Here is a 21,473-nt window from a genome sequence, read left to right on the forward strand (position 1 = left end):
GCCGCACGCGCCGACATCCTATCCATCCATCAATTCGAGACGGTGAGAAATGCCGGATATCGCAAAGGACCAGATCGCCCTGGAAGAAGCGCGACGCTTCGCCGGGCGAGAACATGGCCTGTTCATCGACGGCACATGGCGGGAGCCGCGCACCGGTGCCGGCTTCGACACGTTCAATCCCGGCGACGGGTCTGCATTGGGCCAGGTGGCCTTGGGCGGGGAAGCGGATGTCGATCTTGCCGTGCGGGCGGCGCGCGCCGCCCTGGATGGGCCATGGGGGGAGATGAAGCCATCGGAACGCGCCCGCCTTCTCTGGCGGCTGGCCGACGCGATCGAGGCCAGGGTGGAGGAATTCGCCCTGCTGGAAACACTGAACAATGGCAAGCCCTTGCGCGATGCCCGGCTGTTCGACGTCCCGCATGCGGTGGAAACCCTGCGCTACAATGCCGGCTGGACGACAAAGCTGGGCGGGGAAACGGTGAACCTGTCCGGTCCCGGCACCTGGCACGCCTATACGGTGCGGGAACCGGTGGGCGTTGTGGCGGCCATCGTGCCCTGGAACGCGCCATTGGCCATGGCGGTGGCCAAGATGGCCCCGGCACTGGCGGCCGGCTGCACCCTGGTCCTGAAGCCCGCCGAACAGACGCCGCTGACGGCGATCAAGCTGGCGCATCTGGTGGAGGAGGTGGGCTTCCCCAAGGGCGTGTTCAATCTGGTGACCGGGGTGGGGGAGATGGCGGGGGCGGCCCTGGTGGCCCATCCCGGCGTGGACAAGGTGACCTTCACCGGCTCCACCGAGGTTGGCCGCCTGATCATCAAGGCCGCGACGGGCACCATGAAGCGGGTGACGCTGGAACTGGGCGGCAAGACGCCGGTAATCGTCATGCCCGACGCCGATATCAGCCGCGCCATCGAGGGGGCTGCCCGGTCGATCTTCACCAATGCCGGCCAGATCTGCAACGCCGGGTCCCGCCTGTTCGCGCATGAGAGCGTGTTCGATGCCCTGGTGGAAGGCGTGTGTGACTTCGCGTCCAGGCTGCGCGTGGGGCCGGGTCTGGACCCCACGACGCAGATGGGGCCCGTCGTCTCGGCCGAACAGAAGGCGCGGGTGCTGTCCTATATCGAGGCGGGGTTGAGGGACGGCGCGCGGATCAGCGGGCAGGGCACGGCCGCGGACGGCCCCGGCTATTTCGTGCCACCCACGGTGCTGACCGGCACGACGCCGCAGATGTCGGTGGTGCGGGAGGAGATTTTTGGCCCCGTCCTGTGTGCCATGTCCTTCAGCGACGGCGACCTGAACGCCATCGCGGCACAGGCCAATGATACCGAGTATGGTCTGGGTGCCGTGGTCTGGACACAGAATCTCAGCGCCGCGCACCGTTTGGCCCGCAAGCTGAAGGCCGGAACGGTGCGGGTGAATGGCGGCGGCCTGGACCCCGCCCTGCCTTTCGGCGGGTTCAAGCAATCCGGCTGGGGCCGGGAGAACGGCCGGGAAGGGATCGAGGCCTATACGGAGGTGAAGTCGGTCGCCATCGCCATCTAGGCCGTTGCCGGCCGCGTCCCGGCGGCGCGGCCGCCCATCTTCACGCTGACCCGGCCGGCGGCATCCAGGACATGGTCAATGCTGGACCGCGTTCGGTCACCGGTCAGGTACTTGTCAGGGCCCAGCAGCGTCAAAGCCGCCGCCAGACCGTCGCTGTAATCGAAGATCGGGGCGGAGATGGCGGCAAAATTGGCGTTGATCAGGCCGCTGGTGGTGGCATAGCCATTGCGCCGGACCGCCGCCAGCAGGTCGGGCGCCGGCATCAGGTCTGGCTGGCCTTCCGATGAAAGGTAGGTCAGCGCCTGTGGCAGGAAGGCCAGGAAGATGATGCCCGTCGCCGAACTGGCCATCGGCAGAACATGGCCCAGCCGTACCGTGAAGGCTCCCTGGCGGTTGCCATCCACCTTGGAAACGATGGCCGGACCATATTCGGTGAAGACGGACAGATAGGTGGCGCAGCCCGTGCGCGCCGTCAGTTCCGCCATCTCCATATTGGCCGCTTCCACCACGGACAATTGCCGGATGGCCGACAGGCCCAGTTCGGTGGCGTAAGGGCCAAGGGCATAGCGTGCCGTCTGCGGGTGCTGCGCCACCAGCCCTTCCCGCATGAAGGAAGCCAGATAGAGATGGGCCTTGCTGGCCGGCATCTCGGCGGCCTTGGCGATGTCGCGCAGGGCCATCGGCTCGGTCGCGCGCTGCAAGACCCGGATCACCCGGAACCCCACCTCGATGGATTGCACGCGCCGCTTCTGGTTGAGGGAATCGTCGGACGGATTCGTCATCGTTTTCTCGCTGGTTCCCCGCCATGGGTAGCAGAGCTTCGGGTTTGCGTCGACAGCGCAATGGTTCTGGCCGGGGATCGACTCTTGTGATATTGACGAATAATGTTCGTTATTATCGAACGTTAAAACTCAAACGAGGTGTCCAATGCGGATAGCCCCAATGCGGATAGCCATTGTCGGGGCGGGGATCGGCGGACTGACGGCGGCCCTGGCGCTGCTGCGACGCGGGTTCGACGTCACGGTCCATGAACAGGCCGACGAATTGCGGGAGGTCGGGGCCGGGTTGCAGATCAGCGCCAACGGCACGCGGGTTTTTGCCGCACTGGGCATCCTGGATGCCATCCTGGCGCAATCCTACTGCCCGGTCGGCAAGGAAATCCGGCTATGGAGTACGGGCCAGACCTGGAAGCTTTTCGATCTGGGGCCGCAATCGGTGGAGCGCTATGGCGCGCCCTACATCACCATCCATCGCAACGACCTGCATAATGTGCTGGCCGAGGCGGTACGTGCCGTCCGGCCGGACGCGATCCGGCTGGCGTCGCGCTGCGTCGATGTGGAACAGGAGCCGGCCGGTGCGACGCTGCACTTCGCGGACCAGCCGGCGGAGCGGGTCGATCTGGTGATCGGTGCCGATGGCGTGCATTCCGTCATTCGCCAGAAGCTGTTCGGTGAACTGGCGGCCAGCTTCACGGGCATCGTGGCGTGGCGCGGGGTCATCCCCATGGACCGGCTGCCAGCCCATCTGGTGCGCGATGTCGGCATCAACTGGATCGGGCCGGGCGGCCACATCGTCAATTATCCCATCCGGCGCGGAGAATTGATGAATTTCTCCAGCGTCGTGGAAAACCAGGACTGGAAGACGGAATCCTGGTCCAGCCCGTCCACGGTGGAGGCCTGTCTGGCCGACTATGCCGGCTGGCATGCCGATGTTCACACCTATATCCGGGCCATCCCGCAGCCCTTCCGCTGGGCGTTGCTGTCGCGTCAGCCGCTGGACAATTGGACGAAGGGCCGCGTCACGCTGCTGGGCGACGCCGCCCATCCAATGCTGCCCTTCATGGCGGCGGGGGCGGGCATGGCCGTCGAGGATGCCTTTGTCCTGGGCCGGGCACTGGAAACCTATGCCGGCGACCATGCGCGGGCATTCCAGGCCTATCAGGCTGCGCGCATCCCCCGCACGACGCGGGTGGTCCAGGCGGCCTCGGCCAATGCCGGCCGCTTCCACAATCCGGCCCTGGCCGAGGCCGCGGGGGCACAAGCCTATGTGGACCGGGAATGGGACCCTGAACGGGTGGCCGAACGCTACGAATGGCTATTCCGGCATGATGTGACGACCGTGCCGTTGTAAGCGCACCGTCAGCAGAAGAACAATCCGAAGAGAGAAACGAACATGTCGCAACCAACAGCCTGGGTCCGGCAGCCGCAGGTGGTCAGCTTCCCCGACATCAGGGGGTTCAGCGAAACCTATGGCTTTGCCGGCAATTCAGGGAAGGTCAACCTGGAAGGCCAGCTTCTGTGCCGGCCGGCTGCCCGCGCCCGCACGGTCTATCTTTTCATGCACCCGACATCGACGCTGCAATTGCTGCCCATGCCGATGGCGCTGGCGGATCAGGGGCTGGATGTGCTGTGTGCCGCCAGCCGTTACCCCCGCAACGACAGCGCCCTGATCATGGAGAAGGTGGCCATCGACCTTGGCCGCTGGATCGCCCATGCCCGTGAGGTGCTGGGCTATGAGCGGGTGGTGCTGGTCGGCTGGTCCGGGGGCGGATCGCTGTCGCTGTTCTATCAGGCGCAGGCGGAGAAACCATCCATCACCCACACACCGGCCGGTGACGCGCTGGACCTGACCCAGGCCGGGCTACAAATGGCCGATGGCGTCATCTTCATCGCCGCCCATCTGTCCCGCGCGGAAACCCTGACCGAATGGCTGGACCCATCGGTGCTGGACGAGGCTGATCCCGACCGGCGTGACGTTGCTTTCGACATTTATGCCGACGATTGCCCCAACAAGCCGGCCTTCGACCCCGATTTCATCAGCCGGTTCCGTGCCGGCCAGGTTGCCCGCAACCGCCGTATCACCCAATGGTGCCAGGAACAGCTGGAACGGCTGCGCCGGCGCGGCGGGGCTGAGCAGGAACGCGCCTTCATCGTCCATCGCACCATGTGCGACGTGCGCTGGATCGACCCCACGGTCGATCCCAATGAACGGCGGCCGAACTGGACCTATATGGGCGATCCGCGTACCGTCAATGTCGGGCCGGTGGGGCTGGCGCGCTTCTGCACCCTGCGATCCTGGCTCAGCCAGTGGAGCTATGATCTGTCCAACGCCAAGGGGCCGATGAACGCCGCCCGCATCCACCGGACACCGGTGCTGCAGATCGAGAACACGGCCGATGATGCCGTCCCGGCCTCGCACAATCCGGCCATCAACGCGGCATTGGCCACACCGGACAAGGAATATCACCGCATCATCGGGGCCACGCATTATTATATCGGCCAGCCTGAGCATCTGGCCACCTGCATCGGCCTGATCACGGACTGGAGCCGGCGCAAGGGGTTCCTGGAAGGGTGATGGCAAAGCCCCCTTTCCCCGGACAGGCCGAGGGAAGGGGGGCATCGTTCCGGTTCACCCCGCCCGCGCCTTCAGCCGTGCGGCCTTGGCCGCCGTCCATCGGTCCAGGTCGGCGCGGGCCGTGCGGGCGGCATCGGCAAGGTAGGTGGGGGATTCCGTGCGGGCCGTCACCTCAAGACGCAGGCCGTTGGGATCGAAGAAATAGATGGATTTCACGAATTCGTGATCGACCAGTCCCAGCACCTCCACCCCATGCGCGACCAGCCGTTCGCGCATGGCCAGGACATCGGCCACGGACCCGGTTTCCATCGCGAAATGCTGCACCCAGCCGGGAGTGTTGGGGGAGGGGGCAGGCATCTCGTTTTCGCCGAGGTCGAAAAAGGCGATGTAGGAGCCATCGGTCATGGCGAAGAACATATGGGCATAGGGCTTTTCCTCTCCCGTGCTGGGCACGCGATCGGCGGTCATGCAATTGACCAGCGGCAGGCCCAGCACATCCTCGTAGAAATGGCGGGTTTCCTCCGCATCGCGGCAGGGATAGGCGAAATGGTAAAGGCCCTTGATCTTCGGCGGCGTGGACATGGCATCGTCTCCCGGATGTCGTTGAATGGTTGGGGCCAGCATAGGCCGGGTGCGGCGGGCCTTCGTCCCCCCGGCAGGGGGACAGGATGATGGACAGGCGTGATGACATGACGATGCTGGCCGGGCTGGTGGCCGCGGTCGGCACCCCGGACTTCCCGGCCCGGTTCCTGCTGAGCCTGCGTGACCTGTGCGGTGCGCGGCTGTTCTCCGCCTTTGCCCCGACCGGACCGGGGGCCCCCCGCGCCCTGTTCGCGGAGGGGGATTGCCGGGCCGTGCCGGATTTCGCCCGCTCGGCCTCACAGGCTTATTGCGGCCGTTTCTGGCGCACCGATCAGGCCGTCCGCCGTGCGGTGCCGGGCCGTGCCAGGGGTGGTGTCATGGTGGTGCGCACGCGCGCGCGCGACATCGCCGATCCCGATTACCGCCGCACCTGCTACGAGCGTGGGGACATCGCCGAACGGCTGAGCATCCTGTCGGCGGGGCCGCGTGCGCTGGTGGCCAGCGGCTACCGCAGCTCCGTTGATGGCGAGTTCCAGCCGGCGGACATCGAACGGCTGGAGGGTGCAGCCCCCATCCTGATGGCAGCACTGTGCCGCCATGTCGATCTGTCGGCCAACCGGCCCTGTGATGATACGCCGGAAACGGTGGCAGACGTGCTTCTAGCCGCCGGCGTGGGGTTGAGCCTGCGTGAGGCGGAAGTTGCCGCCAATATGATCCTGGGCCGGACCCAGGCGGAAATCGGTGCCGCCACCGGCCTGACCCTGTCCAGCATCATCACCTATCGCCGCCGCGCCTATTGCAAGCTGGGCGTGATGGACAAGCAGGACCTGGCGACGACGTATGGGCGGTTGCGTCCCCCTACCGCATCGCGTTGATGAAACGCAGCACGGCGGGCGAGGGGTCGGAGCGGCGCCAGGCCAGATGCAGGCGGAAGGACAGCTCCAGATCCTCCACCTCCCGCAGCAACACACCCTGACGCGGCACCTGCCGCGTCTGCTGGGTGAAGCCGATGCCCAGGCCGACGGCCACCAGGCTCAACAGGATGCTGTCGGTGGCCGTTTCCTGCACGATGTTGGGTGAAAAGCCATTGTCCATGCAGGCCTGCATCAGCCGGTCGAAATAACGCGGTTGCGGCTTGCGGGCAGGGAAGATGAAACGTTCCTCCGCCAGATCCTGCATCCGGATGGGGCGTTGGGCCAGCGGATGATCCTCATGGATGGCCAGCACGATCTCGCTATTGCCCAGCTCGCAGGTTTCCAACTGCCCGTGGTTTTCGTCCGGCAGATGAATGTCATAGACAATGGCCACATCCACGGTGCCGTTGCGCAGGCCGTCGATCTGGTTCAACGAACTCATCGGCAGAAGGTTCAGTTCCACCATGGGTTCATCCAGGCGGAACCGCAGCAGCTTGGACGGGATGTCGGGATGGCGGGACGCCAGCTCGCTGAACCCGATCTGCACCGACCCGACATGACCGGTGGCATAGCTTTTTGCGCGCGCGACGGAGCGCTGCAGCTTTTCCAGAATGGCGTCGGTATCTTCCAGGAAGGCCCGCCCCGCCGGTGACAGGCGCACGCCGCGCGGCAGCCGTTCGAACAGTTGCACGCCCAGTTCTTCCTCCAGGTCGCGGACCTGACGGGTCAGCGCCGGCTGGGCGATGCGGATCGCCTGCGCGGCGCGACCGAAGTGCTCCTCGCGTGCAACTGCTTGAAAATACCGGAGATGTCGAAGTTCCATGTCTAATTGATACCGCGCCGGCATCAGTTCTGCAAGACAAAGAATTGGACGGCAAAGCCTTCGCCCGGCCAAGAATCAGCCATCGTCAATCAAGCGTGAAGCGTTCAAGAAAGGTCATGGCGGATGAATAGCGAAGCGGCGAACGCCCTCTCTCCTTCCGGAACGCGGTTTTTACAGGTGGGCGGCGTTCGCCTGGAAATGCTGGTCAAGGGCGAAGGTCGGCCCCTGCTGCTGCTGCATGGCATGGACGGGGTGGAGGCGCTGTTTCCCCTGATCGATCTTCTGTCGGCCACGCACACGGTCTATGCCCCGTCGCATCCGGGCTTCGGCGGGTCGGACCTGCCACGGTCCTACTCCACCGTCGATGATCTGGGTTATTTCTATCTGGACCTGCTGGACCAGTTGGATTTGCACGATGTGGTGCTGGCCGGCTTTTCCTTCGGCGGCTGGATCGCGGCGGAAATGCTGGTGAAGAATAATGGGCGCGTGGCCCTGTCGGTGCTGGGCGCCCCGTTCGGGATCGAAACGGCGGACCGCACGACGCGCCGCGTGCTGGACATTTTCGTGCAGGATGGCGGCACGTTGGAGCGCCAGTCGCAATTGACGCCCGCCCCCCGGCTGGACCTGGCCGCCATGCCGGAGGAGGTCCTGGAACGGCGCGTGCGCAATGCGGAGGCCACCATGCTGTTCGGCTGGTCGCCTTATATGTGCAACCCCAAGCTCCGCCACCGTCTTCACCGCGTCACCGTCCCGACGCTGGTCCTGTGGGGAGAGGATGACGCCATCGCATCCCTGGATTACGGGCGCGACTATGCCGCGCTGATCCCCGGCTCCACGTTCGAAACCATCCCGGAATGCGGTCATCGCATCTATGTCGACCGCCCCGATATGGCGGCACGGCGCATCGGCGATTTCGCCCGCGGCGGCGCCGCCGTCGCGGCTTGAGGAGTACCCTTCATGAAAGTCTGGCAATTCAGCGAACAGGCCTATCACCCCGCCTTCGAGGTGCCGGGACCGATGCGCATCACCCTGCCGCAGCATCATTGCGACCCGGTGGAGGCGGGGCGGCTGATCAACCGCTATCTGGATGAATATGTCCTGGCCGACGAGCTGGGATACAACATCATGATCAACGAGCATCATGCGGCGGCGACTTGCATGTCGACATCCTGCATGACGACGCTGGCCATCCTGGCGCGCCAGACGCGCAACGCGCGGCTGCTGGCGCTGGGTATTCCCATCGGCAATCGCGCCAACCCGGTGCGCGTGGCGGAAGAAATCGCCATGGCCGACGTGATCTCCAACGGCCGGCTGGAGGTCGGGCTGGTCAAGGGGGCGGCGTATGAGGTGTTCATGTCCAACCGCCAGCCCGTCCGCTTCATGGACCGGTTCTGGGAAGCCCATGACCTGATCCGGGAGGCGCTGACCAACCAGGGGGACAATTTCTCCTGGGACGGGGAATTCTTCAATTATCGCGCCGTCAGCCTGTGGCCGCGTCCCATCCAGCAGCCCACGCCCCCCATCTGGATGACGGCATCCAGCGGGTCCAGCGCCGCACAGCAGGCGAAGCTGGGCTATGTCTGCGCCACCTTCCTGTCGGGTGCCGTTGCACGGTCGGTCTTTGCCGCCTATCGCAAGGCCTATCAGGAAGCGCACGGAGCGCCCGCGTCGGAGGATCGGCTGGGCTATCTGGGCCTGGTTTCGGTCGCCCATGACCGGCGGACGGCGTTCGAGCGGGCGGAACAGATGAAGGCCTATTTCACGACGGCGGCACGGCTGGACCCGCAATTCCGCAACCCGGCCGGCTTCACGTCGGTCAAGGATAATGTCCGCCTGCTGAAGGCCGGGCCAAATGCCATCCGCCCCCGCCTGCGCGATGGCAGCCCGCTGCCGTCCGACCCGACCATCGAGCAATATATCGATGCCGGCCTGATGTTCGTCGGCACGCCGGATGACGTGTTCGGACAGATCAGCCGCTTCTATGCCGATGTCGGCGGGTTCGGCAATCTGCTGATGATGGGGCAGGCCGGCACGCTGGGCCATACAGAGACGGTGGAGAACCTGACCTTGTTCGCACAGGAGGTCGCCCCGCGTCTGGCCGAACTGTCCGTGGATGCCCCGGACATAAGGTATGAGGCGTTCGCCTGAGCCCGCCCGTGTCCGCGACAGCGGCGCCTGCGACCCTGGCGGAGGGGATGGAGGCCTATCTGGGGGCCTTCCGTGCGGCGCAGTCACCGGGCGGCGGAACCCTGTCGGCCGCCCGGCTCCTCTCCGATCTGAATGCCGGTGCCTTTGCCCGGCCCCCCGCTCCCGGCCTGCGGCGCCATGCCAGTTTCATCGTGGCGCCGGGACGGGAGATCGGTATCACCCTGTTCCATCCGGGGCGCGATATCGAACGGCCGGGCATATGCTATTTCCATGGCGGCGGCTTCGTCTTCGGCAGTGTCGAAAGCTTCGACATCGTGGCCCAGGGGCTGGCCGAGGCGACCGGGGCGGTGGTGGTCAGCGTGCAATATCGCCGCCTGCCGGAGAGCAGCTATCACGCGGCACAGGAAGATTGCCTGACGGCCTTCCAGTGGCTTGTGAGCCATGCCGGTCTGCTGGGTGTCGATCCGCGCCGCATCGCCGTGGCCGGCGACAGTGTCGGCGCCCTGTTCGCGACCATGACCGCCATCATGGCGCGCGATGCGGGCCTGGATGTCCGGCCCGTCTGTCAGATGCTGATGTATGGCGCCTATGCGCTGATACCCGATCGACCGTCATACCATCAGGGCCGCGACCCGCTGCTGACGGTGCCACGGGTGGAGGATTTCGTGCGGATTTACCGGCAGTCGCAGGCGGCGGAGCCCTTTTTGATGCCACCCCTGTCCGTGCCGGACCTTTCCGGCCTTCCCCCGGCCCTGCTGATCGGGGCCGAGCATGATCCGTTGCGGGGGGAGGGGGAGGATTATGCGGCACGGCTGCACGATGCCGGTGTGCCGGTACAGGTCCGCACCGCACCAGGCATGATCCATGGCTTCATGCGCGCCATCGGCCTGTCCCCCGCCGCCGCATATGAAATGGAAACGATGGCCGGGACCGCAAGGCCCTTTCTGTGGCCCCACGAACAGGAGCAAACAAAATGAGTTCGTCACATGACACCGATGCCGCCGCGCGTGGCCGGGCCCTGCGGGAGCAGATTTTCGGGGCCGAGGGCATGAAAAGCCTGCTGGATGCCGATGATTTCACCATGCCCCTGCAGGATGCCGTCACGCGCATCTGCTTTGGCGAGGTGTGGGACCGGCCCAGCCTGTCGCTGAAAATCCGTTCCATGCTGACCATCGCCATCCTGGTGGGACAGAGCCGTCCCGCCCAGCTTCGCAACCATGTGAAGGGGGCCATCGCCAATGGGGTCAGCAAGGAGGAGATCCGTGAAATCCTGCTGCATGCCACGCTGTATGCCGGCCTGCCGGCCGGTGCGGATAGTTGGCGGGAGGCTGGAGCGGCGCTGAGGGAAATCGATGCCTACTGACGCCGTCGCCACCGACAAGGCCGATATCGCCGCAGCCCTGCGCAAGGGGTTGCGCAGTCTTGCCAAGGCCGTCGTGGTCATCACCTGCCACCACGAGGGCCAGCGCTTCGCCATGACGGCCACAGCGGTCAGCGAACTTAGCATGGACCCGCCCTCCATGCTGATCTGCGTGAACCGGTCGGCCAGCCTGTTCGCACCGCTGTCAGAGGGGGCGGATTTCTGCATCAACATCCTGACGGCGCGGCAACTGGAAATATCCAGCCTTTGTGCCGGCCGGGAGAAGGGAGAGGCGCGCTTCGCCATCGGCGACTGGCGATGCTCCCCCCTGGGCCATGCCTATCTGGCCGATGCGCAGGCCAGCTTCTTCTGCCGCAATGTGGCGAACACCCGGTTCGGCACCCACGGGGTGTTCATCGGGGAGGTGCAGGCGGTGCTGGACTTGAGCCCGATCGACCCGCTGGTCTATATGGATGGCCGCTATGGCGGCTTCGCGGCGGTGTCCGGCTGAACCCCGATATGAGGGCCGGCGGAATGCGGCCGCCTTGATAGTGGCCATCGATCAGTATCAAGGCGGATGAGTATCATTCTGCCCGGATGAAGGCCAGGGCGCTGCCCAGCAATACCGGCATCGGCTCCCGCAGGTCCAGCGTCACGGCGCCTGCCTCCGCTGTCGGTAACTCCAGGGTTTCAAGCTGGCTGTCCAGCAGGGATACCGGCATGAAATGGCCGGGTCGCGCGGCCATCCGGTCGGCCAGGATTTCGCGCGGACCATGGAGATGGATGACGGCAAGCGGCAGCCCACCGGCGCGTAGCATCTCGCGATAACGCCGTTTCAGGGCCGAACAGGCCACGACCAACCCGGTCCCGGCCCTTGCCGCGGCCCGGATTTCCGCGGCGATCGCCGTCAGCCAGCCCTGCCGGTCCCCATCCGTCAGGGGAATGCCGGCCTGCATGCGGGCGACATTTTCCGGGGGATGCAGCCTGTCCCCTTCCAGAAAGCCCGTGCCCAAGGCCTCGGCCAATGCCGCCCCCAAGGTGGACTTGCCACAACCGCACACGCCCATCACCAGCACCAGGGGCTTTGGTGTCACCATCATCCGACCCTCAATCCAGGCGTTGGCCGTCGCCGCTGTCGAACAGGCTGGCGGCCGCACCGTCCAGGCGCAGGTCCACCATCTGTCCGGGCGACAGGGCCACACCGGGCGGCATGCGGGCCGTGACCTCCCGGCCGGCCAGCCGGATCAACACATAGGTGTCGGGCCCGGTCGGCTCGGTCATGAGTACCTGACCCCGGCAGGTGCCGGCCCTATCCGTCGGAGCCGGGGCCAGAGCCAGATGTTCCGGCCGCAGGCCCAGCACCAGCGGGCGTCCCATGTGCCGTGCGGTGGCCGCCGGCAGCCTCGGCAAGGGCAGGATGGCCTCCCCCAGCCGCAATCCCGGCAAGTCACCCGCCGCCGCCAGCTCCCCTTCCAGGAAATTCATCGTCGGCGCACCGACGAAGCCGGCCACGAAGCGGTTTGCCGGCTTCGCATAGACCAGTTCCGGCCGGTCGCATTGCTGCACACGGCCCTTGTTCATCACCACGATGCGGCTGGCCAGCGTCATCGCCTCCACCTGATCATGGGTCACATAGAGGGTGGTGCGCCGGGAGCGCTCATGCAGGCGTTTCAATTCCACGCGCATGTCGGCGCGCAGCTTTGCATCCAGGTTGCTCAACGGCTCGTCCAGAAGGAACACCTGTGGTTCCCGCACCAGGGCACGGCCGATGGCCACCCGCTGCTGCTGCCCGCCGGAAAGCTGCGACGGCTTGCGGTCCAGCAGATGTTCGATTTGCAGCAACCGGGCCACATCCGCCACCTTCGCCTCGATCCCGGCCCGGTCCAGCCCGCGCATCTTCAACCCGAAACCGATATTCCGCGCGACCGACATGGTCGGGTAAAGCGCGTAGGACTGGAACACCATGGCAATGTCGCGCTGGTCGGGTTCCAGCGCCGTCACGTCGCGGTCGCCGAAATGCAGTGTGCCGCCGCTCGGCTCCTCCAGCCCCGCCACGATGTTCAGCAGCGTGGACTTGCCGCAACCCGACGGGCCCAGCAGCACAAGGAATTCCCCCGGCTCGATATCCAGGTCGATCTTTTCCAGAACCACCGTGGTCCCGAAGCGCTTGGCGATTTCATGCAGGCGGACCCGTTGCATCCTCATCATCCCTTCACGGCCCCGGCCGCGATCCCGCGCACGAACAGCCGTCCGGACAGGAGATAGACCAGGATGGTGGGCAGGGCGGCGATCATGGTCGCCGCCATGTTGACATTATATTCCTGCGGCCCGAGCTGCGACCCGGCCAGCACGTTCAGCGCCACCGTCACCGGCTGCTGCCCCGGCCCCGCGAAGGTCAGGCCCAGGATGAAATCGTTCCAGATATAGGTGAATTGCAGCACCAGGGCGACGGCACAGACCGGCAGCGACAAAGGCAGCATCACATACCAGAAGGTGGCCAGGAACCCGGCCCCGTCGATCCGCGCCGCCTTCAGAAGGTCGCGCGGCACCGACAGGAAGAAGTTGCGGAACAGCAGGGTGACGAAGGCCAGACCCCAGACCGTGTGGGCAAAGACCAGCCCGCCCCGCGTCCCGAACAGGCCCAGTTCGCGTACCAGTGCAATCATGGGATAGAGCGTGACCTGCGGCGGGATGAACAGGCCGATCAGCAGGGCGGCGAACAGGTAGTCCACCCACCGCGCCGTGCGCAGGCTGAGCGCATAGCCCGTCAGCGCCCCAAGCCCGAGGGAGCAGAACAGCGCCGGCAGCACAATGGCAAAGGAATTGCCGAACCAGACCGACAGGCCCCGGCAATCACCGGAGATGCAGGCCCCACCCCAGGCCTTGGTCCAGGCATCGACAGTCGGTTCCTGCGGCAGGGCGAACAGGCTGCCATTATTGATCTCCGCCAGTGGCTTCAGCGAGGTGGAAAGCATGACCAGCAGCGGGAACAGCACCACAATCGCCGCGATGGACAGCATCAGGTAAAGGGGCAGGCGCCGCATTCTCAATTCCCCTTCTTCTGCCGGATTTCGGCATAGAGATAGGGGCCGACGACGGCGGCAATGGTGGCCAGCATCATGCAGGCACCCGCCGCCCCCAGCCCCAGTTCCTGCCGGTTCAGGATATGCTCCATGACGAAGCGGGCCGGCAGGTCGGAAGAGAAGCCCGGCCCCCCGCCCGTCAGCGCCACCACCAGATCGAAGGATTTCACCACCAGCGAGAAGAGAAGAATGCCCGCCGTGAAGAAAACCGGCCGCAGCATGGGTGTGATGATGGAGGCATAGACCCGCCAGGTGGGAATGCCGTCAACCTTCGCCGCCTTCCAGATATTGGGGTCAACCCCGCGCAGGCCCGCCAGGAACAGGGCCATGCACAGGCCCGATTGCTGCCAGATGCCGGCGAGCGCCACGGTGTAGATGGACCGGTCGGCCCGCACCAGCCAGTTGAAGGCAAATTCCTCCCATCCCAGCCCACGCACGGCCTGCTGGATGCCCAGGCCGGGATTGAGCATCCATTGCCAGATGATGCCCGTGACGATGAAGGACATGGACAAAGGCAGCATGAAAATGGTGCGATACAGGCCCTCCGCCCGCACGCCCCGGTCGATCAGGATGGCCAGCAGATAGCCCAGGGCCAGGCAGCCCGTGATGAACAGCGCCCCGTAAAGGACCATATTGCCCAGCGCCGTCCACCAGCGCGCACTGGCGAACAGGCGCTCATACTGAAGCAGGCCGACAAAATCCCAACTGGGCAGCAATTGCGAGCCCGTCAGTGAGATGGCGAAGGTCCAGCCGATGAACAGATAGAAACAGACGAAGGTGATCAACCCTGCCGGCAACAGGGCGATGGTGGGTGCCCGATGCGATGCCTTCATCCCCGTCCTCCCTTATCCTTGATCATTATGGCCGTTTCTGGCGGGGTCAGCGAAATGCCAGCAGCGATTTGCGCAGCAGTTCCTGCCCTTCTTCCGGGCTCAGGCGTGGATCGTTCCAGAAATGGGAGATGGCGTCATCCAGGGCCCCCGCCACCCCACCGGGCAGGCCCATGCCCGTCGATGCCAGATTGGTGGCCGGATCGCGGATCAGGGCCATGGCCTGTTTCGCGCAAGCGTCGAAGCCATCTTCCGGCACATCGGTGCGGACGGGGATGGAACCCTTGGCCTGGTTCAGCCCGGCCTGCACATCCCTGTCCATCATGACTGTGACGAAGTGCTGCTGCGCCGCCGCCGTGGCGGCATCACGCGGGGGGGTGAAGGCGAAGGCGTCCACCACCATGATGTAGGCCTGGTCGCGGGCAGGGGCCAGGGCGCAGCCGATCTCCACCCCCGGTTCCAACCCGGCCGCCCTGATATCCCCCTTGGCCCAGTCGCCCATGAACTGAAACCCCGCGTCACCGCGCATCAGCATGGCCGTCGCCTGGTTCCAGCGCCGGCCGGGGCTGCCCTCATCCACGAAGGGGCGCAGGCTGGCGAACACGCGGAACGCTTCCAGCATGGTGGGGCTTGCCAGGGCCGCCGGGTCCAGTTGTTCATAGACCTGACGGTAGAAATCGCGCCCGCCGACACCCAGCACAACGGCGTTGAACAGCAGCCTTTCCTGCCAGGGCTGGCCACCGAGTGCGATGGGTATCTTGCCCATGGCTTTCAACCGCGCCGCCGCATCCAGGAACTCCGCCCAGGTCCGCGGCACGGCCAGACTGGCCTGTTGCAGCAGGGCGGCGTTGTAGAACATCCAGTTCTCGCCATGGATATTCAGCGGGGCACCCATGTAATGCCCCTGATATTTGGCCGACCGCGCCAGCAGCGGGGGCAGGACCCGGTCCCATTCCGGCCCTGCCCCTGGTACCGGCATGACAAGACCATGTGCCGACAGTTCCGTCAGTTGCGTCCCCACGGAGAACAGGAAGACCGGCGGCGGGTTGCCCCCCAGGATACGATTGACGGCAGCAGCACGGGCGGATGAGCCGCCGGGCACCGGCGCATCACGCCATCTTCCACCCTGATCCTGATAGGCTTGGCGCACGACGGCCAGCGACGCAGATTCCCCGCCAGAGGTCAGCCAGTGCATGACCTCCAGTTCCTGCGCCTGTGCGGCGGCGCCCATCAGAGCCAGCCAGGAAATTGCCGCGAATTGTGCGGCAGCGCAGCATGTTTTGATCCCTGATCTCATTGCGCCGCACAATCCAAAACGTTTCGATTTGTCGTGAGTATGGGCAGGATGCCCTCAATGTCAAACCTGTAAAAACACGTTTTGACGGAGATTCTTTCTAGACATGCTATTTCCGTAACGTTACGATTTTTCTGTTGATGCTCACGAGCCATCTATCCGACCGCCTGCGCGCCCTGGCGATGTGCAGCGGCATCGGCTGACTTCCTTTTCCGACAGGCAGTAAATGACGGCGACAATGCGTTTCCCCGACGGGTTCCGGTGGGGTGTCTCCACCTCCAGCTATCAGATCGAAGGGGGGGCGCCCGATGACGGGCGCGGACCCAGCATCTGGGACACCTATTGCGCAACACCCGGTCGGGTTGCCAATGGCGATACCGGCACCGTGGCCTGCGACCATTATCATCGCTGGGCGGGCGATCTGGACCTGATCCGCGACCTTGGTGCCCGTCAGTACCGTTTTTCCATCATGTGGGGCCGCGTGCTGCCGGATGGCTTGGGGGCTGTCAACCAGAAGGGCCTGGATTTCTATGACCGGCTGGTGGATGGCATGCTGGAACGGGGGTTGGAGCCCTGGCCCTGCCTATATCATTGGGACCTGCCGCAGGCCCTTCAGGACCAGGGCGGCTGGGTCAACCGTGACAGCGCCGGCTGGTTCGCCGATTACGCCGACCTGATGGTGCGTCGTGTGGGTGACCGCGCCTGCGCCTGGGTCACCTTCAACGAGCCGTCCGTCTGCGCCTGGGTGGGCAACGAGGAGGGCCGCCACGCCCCCGGCCTGACCGATCCGCGTGCCGCCGTGCGCGTGGCCCACCACCTGAACCTGGCCCATGGCCGCGCCGTTCAGGTGGTGCGGGACCTGGCGCCCGGCGTGCCGGTCGGTTTCGTTCTGCCTGTCCACAAGGGCCGCCCCCTGCCGCAATTCGCCGACCGCGACCGCCATCTGGTGGGGCTGTTTGAAGATAAATGGAACGGCGTGTTTCTGGGTCCGGTCCATCGGGGCCACTATCCCGACAGCGTACTGGATCGTTTTGCCCCCCATATCCAGGCGGGCGATATGGCGGAAATCCACCGGCCCGTGGATTTCCAGGGGGTGAACCATTATTTCCCCACCTATCTGGCCCCTGCGGAAGGAACCGCCTGGCCGTTCCGCATCGTGGAGCCGGAGAAATATCTGCGCCGGACGGAGATGAACTGGGGCATCGACGGGCATGCCTTTTATGAAATCCTGGACGGGCTTCGCCGCGACTATGACAATCCGCCTGTCTTCGTGACGGAGAACGGGGCGGCCTTCCTGGATATTCCCGGCCCGGACGGCCGCATCAACGACCAGGACCGCATCGCCTACTACCGGGATTATCTGGCCGGCATGCACCGTGCCATCACAGCGGGCGCCAATGTGCAGGGCTACATGCCCTGGTCCCTGCTGGATAATTTCGAATGGGCGCACGGGTACAATAAGCGCTTCGGTCTGGTCCATGTGGATTATGAAACCCTGAAACGCACGCCCAAGGCGTCCTTCGATTTCATGCGCCGGGTCATGCATGAGAATGAGGTGCCGCCGGCTGCCGATTGCCCATAATACTTTGGCTACGCCGCACGAGCGGTGCTGTGGCGGTCGCCACTGGACCAACTTGCGATGAGTTCTACTCATCGCAAGTTGGTATAACCTCGCGGCCCTTGTAAAGGTGAACAGACGAGCCGCCTGCCATGCAACCCACCCAGCGCACCAACCTGAAAACCCTTGCCGAGCATCTGGGGCTGTCGATTACGACCGTATCGCGGGCGCTGAAAGACGGGCCGGAGGTGAAGCCGGAGACGGTCGCGCGGGTAAAGCAGGCGGCGGCCAGCCTGGGTTATCTGCCCGATGCCGGTGGCGTTTATCTGCGCACGGGGCGGACGATGAAGATCTGTTCGATCTTCTTCGCGCCCGAAGTGGCGGATTATGGCGATGCCGGCTTCCTGGCACAGGTGGAAGGCGTGTCCCGCACGCTGGAGACGGACAGCTACAACCTGATCGTCCTGGCGCAGACGGCCACGCAACCGCCCCTGGAAATGGTGCGCCGCGTCTTTCAGCAGCGTCTGGCCGATGGGATCATCTTCTCCCGCACCACGCCGATGGATGAGCGGGCCCGTTTCTGCCTGGAATTCAAATTTCCCTTCGTCAGTTTCGGCCGTACCGAACTGCACAGTCCCCATGCCTTCGTCGATCATGATGACGAAGGCGGGGTCTATGACGCCATGATCCGCCTGGCAGCGGAGGGACACAAGCGGATCGCCCTGTTCAACCCCACCGGTGGCCTCACCTATGCCAGTTTCCGCCTGCGCGGATACCAGCGCGCCCTGGCGGAACTGGGCCTGCCCTGGGACAAATCGCTGCTGGTCAGCGGCAACCTGTCGGTCTGGGCCAGCCAAGCGGCCGTGCGTGACCTGCTGCGGCGTGACAGCACCGTCACCGCCATCCTGTGCGCCAACCAACTATCCATGTTCGGCGCCATGGAGGCGGCCCTGGAACATGGGATGGACCCGACCCGCGACGGGCTGCGCATCGTCGGCTTCGGCGGCATGCCCTTCCGCATGCCGTTCGAACAGGGTGTCACCTATTATTACCAGCCGCAGCGCCGCGATGGCGAGGAACTGGCACGGCATATCCTGGCCCTGCTGGGCGGAGAGCCGGCGGAAAGCCTGCAGACGGTTCTGCCCTATCAGCGGATCGACGATTTGCAGCGCTTCCGCATTGAACTGCGCGCCCAGGCGGCAGCCCGCGACAGCCAGCAACCCATGGAAGAAGGATGATGACAGGCCCGGACACGCCTAGCATTCATAGGTGGAATAATGACGGACTTCAAGTCATTTGACGCATGATTGACCACCCGCCGATACTTGCCGGAAGCCGGACCCTCATCAGGATGGGAACCGGAACAACGGCATCAATCGGGAGGGAAGGCGGCATGGAAAACTTCCTGCTAAATCGCTGGTATCAATTTGGTTTCAGCCATGAGCTGGGTGATGTTCCGCTTGCCCGGACGATCATCGACATCCCGGTCGTGGCCTTTCGCGCATCCACCGGCATCAGCGCGCTGCTGGACCGGTGCCCACACCGCTTCGCCCCCCTTTCCACGGGCACGATCGAACAGGACCGCATCGTCTGCGGCTATCACGGGCTGGCGTTCGACGGGTCGGGGCGCTGCGCGCTCAATCCGCATGGGCGGGCGACCACGGCGCTGCGCGTGCAAAGCTTCCCGGTTGAGGAACGCCACGGCGCCATCTGGATATGGATGGGTGATGCCCGACAGGCCGACACGGGCCTGATCCCCGATTTGTCGTTCATCGACGAGACGCCGGAAACGGCGCGCATCCATTTCACCCTCGCCATCCGGGCCAGCTATCGCCTGGTCACCGACAATCTCCTGGACCTCAGCCACGCCGACTATCTGCATCCAGACAGCCTGGGCGGTGTCATGACGGGGGTGCGGCCGGCCGTGGCCGAGACCGATGCCGGTCTGGCCGTGGAATGGGAGAACCGGGACGTTGTGCCGCCGCCCCGGTTCCACGAACGCATTTCCGCCTCGCAGCGGGCGAATGCCTGGACCCGGGCGGAATGGCAGGCCCCGGCCGTCATGGTCATCAAGACCGCCCTGACGCCGGCCGATCGCGGCCGCAGCCGGGAAGACGAGGTCTGGGCCCTGCACAGCATGACGCCGGAAACAGCGCAAAGCACCCACTACTTCGTCTGCGGGACAAGGCGTGACCGCATGGATGATGCCGAATATTCGACGCGGCTGCGGGCGATGCTGCAGCGCGCGTTCGAGCATGAGGACAAGCCGATGCTGGAGGACCAGCAACGGCGCATCGGCACCGCCGACCTTTCCAGCCTGCGCCCCATGCTGCTGCCGATCGACGCCGGTGCGGTGCTGGCCCGCCGCAAGCTGGACCGGCTGATCGCACAGGAACAAGCAGCCGACAGTGCCCCCAGTCAGTGACGGTTCCGGAGACGCTTTCCCGCGCAATAGGTCAGGGTGCGCAGGGCAGGCAACAGCGCCGTCACCTGCCGGCGACCGACTGATCACCCCTGCAGGAGGCACCGCTGGACATGGGCGGCCCGCAGCGCAGCGCGGGGGGGGCAGATCAGGAACCGGTGGTCTGGTGGGGTGGGAGATGATCCCGCGGCCCGGTGCCGTCTCCCGCCATGTGGCGGCCTTGAGATGGCAGACGGCCCTGGGCTCGGCCGGCATCAGAACGGCTTCAGGCCTCCCACCGGCCCGCCAGGCGTTTCAGGATCGGGACCAGGCCCGGCTCGCTGATCAGTTCAAGTGCTTCCGCCGGGGACAGCCAGCGCCGCTCCCGCTGGGTCCGCTCCGGCCAATCCGCCAGTTCGGTCGAGACCTCCAGCGGGAATACCGTCACATCGCAAGCCAGGACCGATCCGTCCTCCAGCCGCTTGTCATAGATATAGTCCCCGACAGGCTTCTTCTTGACCTTGCCGCGGACGCCAGCCTCCTCGAACGCCTCGATGGCGGCCATGTCGTGCGGCGCGACATTCTTTTTCGACCAACCCTTGGGGATGATCCAACGCCGCGTCTCCCGCGAGGTGACCAGCAGCACCTGCGGGCCGGTCGCGGCCAGACGATAGGGCAGGGCCGCGTACTGCACACTGTTTTTTCGTTCGCCCATGAAACTAAGTCTATACCCCGGACGCGACGGATGGGTAGCTATCCGTTGTCGGCACAGACGGATAATCATCCAGTATCTTGGTTCAACATGACCGTTTTGTGACAATTACATTACATCCTGACGCCGTTCAATGGTAGGAGGGGGCCAACCGGGTGGTCTTCCTCCGCCCCTGCCATGCGTTATCCGGAAGCCCAAGATGCTGAGCCTGTTCCGGGCCCTGATGCCCCGCGAAGAACGGTTTTTCGACCATTTCGACGATCATGCGCGCCAGATTCTCATCGCCGCGGAGGCGCTGCGGGATCTCATCCGCAACGGGGATGAGCTGGAAATGCGTTTCCAGCGCATCCATCAGGCCGAGAACGACGCCGACAAGATCACCAAGGAGATCCAGGCCGCGGTCCACCGTTCCTTCATCGTCCCGTTCGACCGGCCGGACATCCAGGATCTGGCCAAGCGCATGGACGACATGGTGGACCTGATCCAGGATGTTGCCCGGCATATCACCGAAGCGGGGCCGATGGAATATACGGCGGAAATGCATGCGCTGGCCGACCTGATCGTGCGCTGCGCCGCCATTCTGCCGGAATGCCTGCCCAAGCTGCGCAACATCCCCCGCCACGTGACGGAGATGACGCGCATGACGCGCGAAATCTCCGAACTGGAAAGCGACAGCGACAAGATACTGCGGGCCGCCAAGACGCGCCTGCGCCAGGAAAGCGGTGGACTGGACGCACCCATCACCTATCGCCAGGCGCTGATCCGGGAAATCCTGGAACTCATGGAAGCCGTGCTGGATGCGGGCGAGGATGTCGCCGACATCATCGACAGCATCATCGTCGACAACGTCTGATCCCGCGCGCGCGATCCC

Annotated in this window: 22 protein-coding genes; 13 read left to right on the forward strand and 9 right to left on the reverse strand. The window is 65.0% G+C overall.

Annotation, left to right across the window (positions count from 1 at the left end):
* The first annotated feature begins 49 nt into the window (after window positions 1-49).
* Complete coding sequence (locus ABC728_RS03445; protein WP_416619621.1) at window positions 50-1,543, forward strand: aldehyde dehydrogenase family protein; 1,494 nt, start codon at window positions 50-52, stop codon at window positions 1,541-1,543.
* Here the strand turns inward: ABC728_RS03445 and ABC728_RS03450 are convergent.
* A complete protein-coding gene (locus ABC728_RS03450) occupies window positions 1,540-2,325 on the reverse strand; it encodes an IclR family transcriptional regulator (protein ID WP_416619620.1) in 786 nt (261 codons plus the stop codon). The genes ABC728_RS03445 and ABC728_RS03450 overlap by 4 nt on opposite strands.
* A 160-nt stretch (window positions 2,326-2,485) precedes the next feature.
* Between ABC728_RS03450 and ABC728_RS03455 the strand changes: the two genes are divergently transcribed.
* Both ABC728_RS03455 and ABC728_RS03460 read left to right on the forward strand, forming a co-directional pair.
* The gene (locus ABC728_RS03455; RefSeq protein WP_416619619.1) at window positions 2,486-3,673 is read left to right on the forward strand and encodes an FAD-dependent monooxygenase; all 1,188 of its coding nucleotides are present in this window, start codon (window positions 2,486-2,488) and stop codon (window positions 3,671-3,673) included.
* A gap of 42 nt (window positions 3,674-3,715) precedes the next feature.
* A complete protein-coding gene (locus tag ABC728_RS03460) occupies window positions 3,716-4,897 on the forward strand; it encodes an alpha/beta hydrolase (protein WP_416619618.1) in 1,182 nt (393 codons plus the stop codon).
* A gap of 54 nt (window positions 4,898-4,951) precedes the next feature.
* Here the strand turns inward: ABC728_RS03460 and ABC728_RS03465 are convergent, their stop codons facing one another.
* Window positions 4,952-5,479: a VOC family protein gene (locus tag ABC728_RS03465; RefSeq protein WP_416619617.1), complete on the reverse strand. Its 528-nt coding sequence runs from the start codon at window positions 5,477-5,479 to the stop codon at window positions 4,952-4,954.
* 86 nt (window positions 5,480-5,565) lie between these two features.
* On the opposite strand from ABC728_RS03465, the gene ABC728_RS03470 reads away from it, so the two are divergent.
* Window positions 5,566-6,354, forward strand: a complete 789-nt coding sequence (locus ABC728_RS03470) for a helix-turn-helix transcriptional regulator (protein ID WP_416619616.1) — start codon at window positions 5,566-5,568, stop codon at window positions 6,352-6,354.
* On the opposite strand, the gene ABC728_RS03475 is transcribed toward ABC728_RS03470, so the two are convergent.
* Window positions 6,338-7,216, reverse strand: a complete 879-nt coding sequence (locus ABC728_RS03475; RefSeq protein ID WP_416619615.1) for a LysR family transcriptional regulator — start codon at window positions 7,214-7,216, stop codon at window positions 6,338-6,340. The genes ABC728_RS03470 and ABC728_RS03475 overlap by 17 nt on opposite strands.
* Before the next feature lie 177 nt (window positions 7,217-7,393).
* Between ABC728_RS03475 and ABC728_RS03480 the strand changes: the two genes are divergently transcribed.
* Genes ABC728_RS03480 through ABC728_RS03500 form a run of 5 tightly spaced genes read left to right on the forward strand, consistent with a single transcriptional unit; the run spans window position 7,394 to window position 11,235 of the window.
* Complete coding sequence (locus ABC728_RS03480) at window positions 7,394-8,161, forward strand: alpha/beta fold hydrolase (protein WP_416619614.1); 768 nt, start codon at window positions 7,394-7,396, stop codon at window positions 8,159-8,161.
* 12 nt (window positions 8,162-8,173) lie between these two features.
* Window positions 8,174-9,364: an LLM class flavin-dependent oxidoreductase gene (locus ABC728_RS03485; RefSeq protein ID WP_416619613.1), complete on the forward strand. Its 1,191-nt coding sequence runs from the start codon at window positions 8,174-8,176 to the stop codon at window positions 9,362-9,364.
* 8 nt (window positions 9,365-9,372) lie between these two features.
* Window positions 9,373-10,341: an alpha/beta hydrolase gene (locus ABC728_RS03490; RefSeq protein ID WP_416619612.1), complete on the forward strand. Its 969-nt coding sequence runs from the start codon at window positions 9,373-9,375 to the stop codon at window positions 10,339-10,341.
* Complete coding sequence (locus tag ABC728_RS03495; RefSeq protein ID WP_416619611.1) at window positions 10,338-10,727, forward strand: carboxymuconolactone decarboxylase family protein; 390 nt, start codon at window positions 10,338-10,340, stop codon at window positions 10,725-10,727. The genes ABC728_RS03490 and ABC728_RS03495 overlap by 4 nt, the downstream gene beginning before the upstream one ends.
* A complete protein-coding gene (locus ABC728_RS03500; protein ID WP_416619610.1) occupies window positions 10,717-11,235 on the forward strand; it encodes a flavin reductase family protein in 519 nt (172 codons plus the stop codon). Before ABC728_RS03495 ends, ABC728_RS03500 begins: the two co-directional genes overlap by 11 nt.
* Before the next feature lie 73 nt (window positions 11,236-11,308).
* On the opposite strand, the gene ABC728_RS03505 is transcribed toward ABC728_RS03500, so the two are convergent.
* Genes ABC728_RS03505 through ABC728_RS03525 form a run of 5 tightly spaced genes read right to left on the reverse strand, consistent with a single transcriptional unit; the run spans window position 11,309 to window position 15,868 of the window.
* Window positions 11,309-11,824 carry a gluconokinase gene (locus ABC728_RS03505; protein WP_416619609.1) on the reverse strand — a complete coding sequence of 172 codons (516 nt, stop codon included), beginning with the start codon at window positions 11,822-11,824 and terminating at the stop codon, window positions 11,309-11,311.
* A 7-nt stretch (window positions 11,825-11,831) separates the two neighbouring features.
* Complete coding sequence (locus ABC728_RS03510) at window positions 11,832-12,923, reverse strand: ABC transporter ATP-binding protein (RefSeq protein ID WP_416619608.1); 1,092 nt, start codon at window positions 12,921-12,923, stop codon at window positions 11,832-11,834.
* A 5-nt stretch (window positions 12,924-12,928) separates the two neighbouring features.
* Window positions 12,929-13,768 (reverse strand): carbohydrate ABC transporter permease, encoded by an 840-nt coding sequence (locus ABC728_RS03515; protein ID WP_416619607.1) that lies wholly within the window; start codon window positions 13,766-13,768, stop codon window positions 12,929-12,931.
* A gap of 2 nt (window positions 13,769-13,770) precedes the next feature.
* Complete coding sequence (locus ABC728_RS03520) at window positions 13,771-14,640, reverse strand: carbohydrate ABC transporter permease (protein ID WP_416619606.1); 870 nt, start codon at window positions 14,638-14,640, stop codon at window positions 13,771-13,773.
* 46 nt (window positions 14,641-14,686) lie between these two features.
* On the reverse strand, window positions 14,687-15,868 hold the full coding sequence (locus tag ABC728_RS03525) for an ABC transporter substrate-binding protein (RefSeq protein ID WP_416619605.1): 1,182 nt from the start codon (window positions 15,866-15,868) through the stop codon (window positions 14,687-14,689).
* Between the two features lie 289 nt (window positions 15,869-16,157).
* Between ABC728_RS03525 and ABC728_RS03530 the strand changes: the two genes are divergently transcribed.
* From ABC728_RS03530 to ABC728_RS03540, 3 genes are all read left to right on the forward strand, one after another.
* Complete coding sequence (locus ABC728_RS03530) at window positions 16,158-17,513, forward strand: GH1 family beta-glucosidase (protein WP_416619604.1); 1,356 nt, start codon at window positions 16,158-16,160, stop codon at window positions 17,511-17,513.
* Between the two features lie 128 nt (window positions 17,514-17,641).
* Window positions 17,642-18,727 (forward strand): LacI family DNA-binding transcriptional regulator, encoded by a 1,086-nt coding sequence (locus ABC728_RS03535; RefSeq protein ID WP_416619603.1) that lies wholly within the window; start codon window positions 17,642-17,644, stop codon window positions 18,725-18,727.
* Window positions 18,728-18,882: 155 nt separating this feature from the next.
* The gene (locus tag ABC728_RS03540) at window positions 18,883-19,914 is read left to right on the forward strand and encodes a Rieske 2Fe-2S domain-containing protein (RefSeq protein WP_416619602.1); all 1,032 of its coding nucleotides are present in this window, start codon (window positions 18,883-18,885) and stop codon (window positions 19,912-19,914) included.
* A gap of 262 nt (window positions 19,915-20,176) precedes the next feature.
* On the opposite strand, the gene ABC728_RS03545 is transcribed toward ABC728_RS03540, so the two are convergent.
* On the reverse strand, window positions 20,177-20,605 hold the full coding sequence (locus ABC728_RS03545; RefSeq protein ID WP_416619601.1) for an NUDIX hydrolase: 429 nt from the start codon (window positions 20,603-20,605) through the stop codon (window positions 20,177-20,179).
* Between the two features lie 196 nt (window positions 20,606-20,801).
* Here ABC728_RS03545 and ABC728_RS03550 point away from each other — a divergent pair, with 196 nt between their 5' ends.
* Entirely contained in the window at window positions 20,802-21,455 is a 654-nt protein-coding gene (locus tag ABC728_RS03550) for a DUF47 domain-containing protein (protein ID WP_416619600.1), read from the forward strand.
* Window positions 21,456-21,473 lie beyond the last annotated feature (18 nt).

The sequence above is a fragment of the Niveispirillum fermenti genome (genome assembly GCF_052474395.1).

Bases quoted from the DNA above. Each gene is read 5' to 3' on its own strand.
- ABC728_RS03445 (WP_416619621.1), top strand. From the start codon at position 50: ATGCCGGATATCGCAAAGGACCAGATCGCCCTGGAAGAAGCGCGACGC.
- ABC728_RS03450 (WP_416619620.1), bottom strand. From the start codon at position 2,325: ATGACGAATCCGTCCGACGATTCCCTCAACCAGAAGCGGCGCGTGCAA.
- ABC728_RS03455 (WP_416619619.1), top strand. From the start codon at position 2,486: ATGCGGATAGCCATTGTCGGGGCGGGGATCGGCGGACTGACGGCGGCC.
- ABC728_RS03460 (WP_416619618.1), top strand. From the start codon at position 3,716: ATGTCGCAACCAACAGCCTGGGTCCGGCAGCCGCAGGTGGTCAGCTTC.
- ABC728_RS03465 (WP_416619617.1), bottom strand. From the start codon at position 5,479: ATGTCCACGCCGCCGAAGATCAAGGGCCTTTACCATTTCGCCTATCCC.
- ABC728_RS03470 (WP_416619616.1), top strand. From the start codon at position 5,566: ATGATGGACAGGCGTGATGACATGACGATGCTGGCCGGGCTGGTGGCC.
- ABC728_RS03475 (WP_416619615.1), bottom strand. From the start codon at position 7,216: ATGGAACTTCGACATCTCCGGTATTTTCAAGCAGTTGCACGCGAGGAG.
- ABC728_RS03485 (WP_416619613.1), top strand. From the start codon at position 8,174: ATGAAAGTCTGGCAATTCAGCGAACAGGCCTATCACCCCGCCTTCGAG.
- ABC728_RS03495 (WP_416619611.1), top strand. From the start codon at position 10,338: ATGAGTTCGTCACATGACACCGATGCCGCCGCGCGTGGCCGGGCCCTG.
- ABC728_RS03500 (WP_416619610.1), top strand. From the start codon at position 10,717: ATGCCTACTGACGCCGTCGCCACCGACAAGGCCGATATCGCCGCAGCC.
- ABC728_RS03505 (WP_416619609.1), bottom strand. From the start codon at position 11,824: ATGATGGTGACACCAAAGCCCCTGGTGCTGGTGATGGGCGTGTGCGGT.
- ABC728_RS03510 (WP_416619608.1), bottom strand. From the start codon at position 12,923: ATGCAACGGGTCCGCCTGCATGAAATCGCCAAGCGCTTCGGGACCACG.
- ABC728_RS03515 (WP_416619607.1), bottom strand. From the start codon at position 13,768: ATGCGGCGCCTGCCCCTTTACCTGATGCTGTCCATCGCGGCGATTGTG.
- ABC728_RS03520 (WP_416619606.1), bottom strand. From the start codon at position 14,640: ATGAAGGCATCGCATCGGGCACCCACCATCGCCCTGTTGCCGGCAGGG.
- ABC728_RS03525 (WP_416619605.1), bottom strand. From the start codon at position 15,868: ATGGGCGCCGCCGCACAGGCGCAGGAACTGGAGGTCATGCACTGGCTG.
- ABC728_RS03530 (WP_416619604.1), top strand. From the start codon at position 16,158: ATGACGGCGACAATGCGTTTCCCCGACGGGTTCCGGTGGGGTGTCTCC.
- ABC728_RS03535 (WP_416619603.1), top strand. From the start codon at position 17,642: ATGCAACCCACCCAGCGCACCAACCTGAAAACCCTTGCCGAGCATCTG.
- ABC728_RS03540 (WP_416619602.1), top strand. From the start codon at position 18,883: ATGGAAAACTTCCTGCTAAATCGCTGGTATCAATTTGGTTTCAGCCAT.
- ABC728_RS03545 (WP_416619601.1), bottom strand. From the start codon at position 20,605: ATGGGCGAACGAAAAAACAGTGTGCAGTACGCGGCCCTGCCCTATCGT.
- ABC728_RS03550 (WP_416619600.1), top strand. From the start codon at position 20,802: ATGCTGAGCCTGTTCCGGGCCCTGATGCCCCGCGAAGAACGGTTTTTC.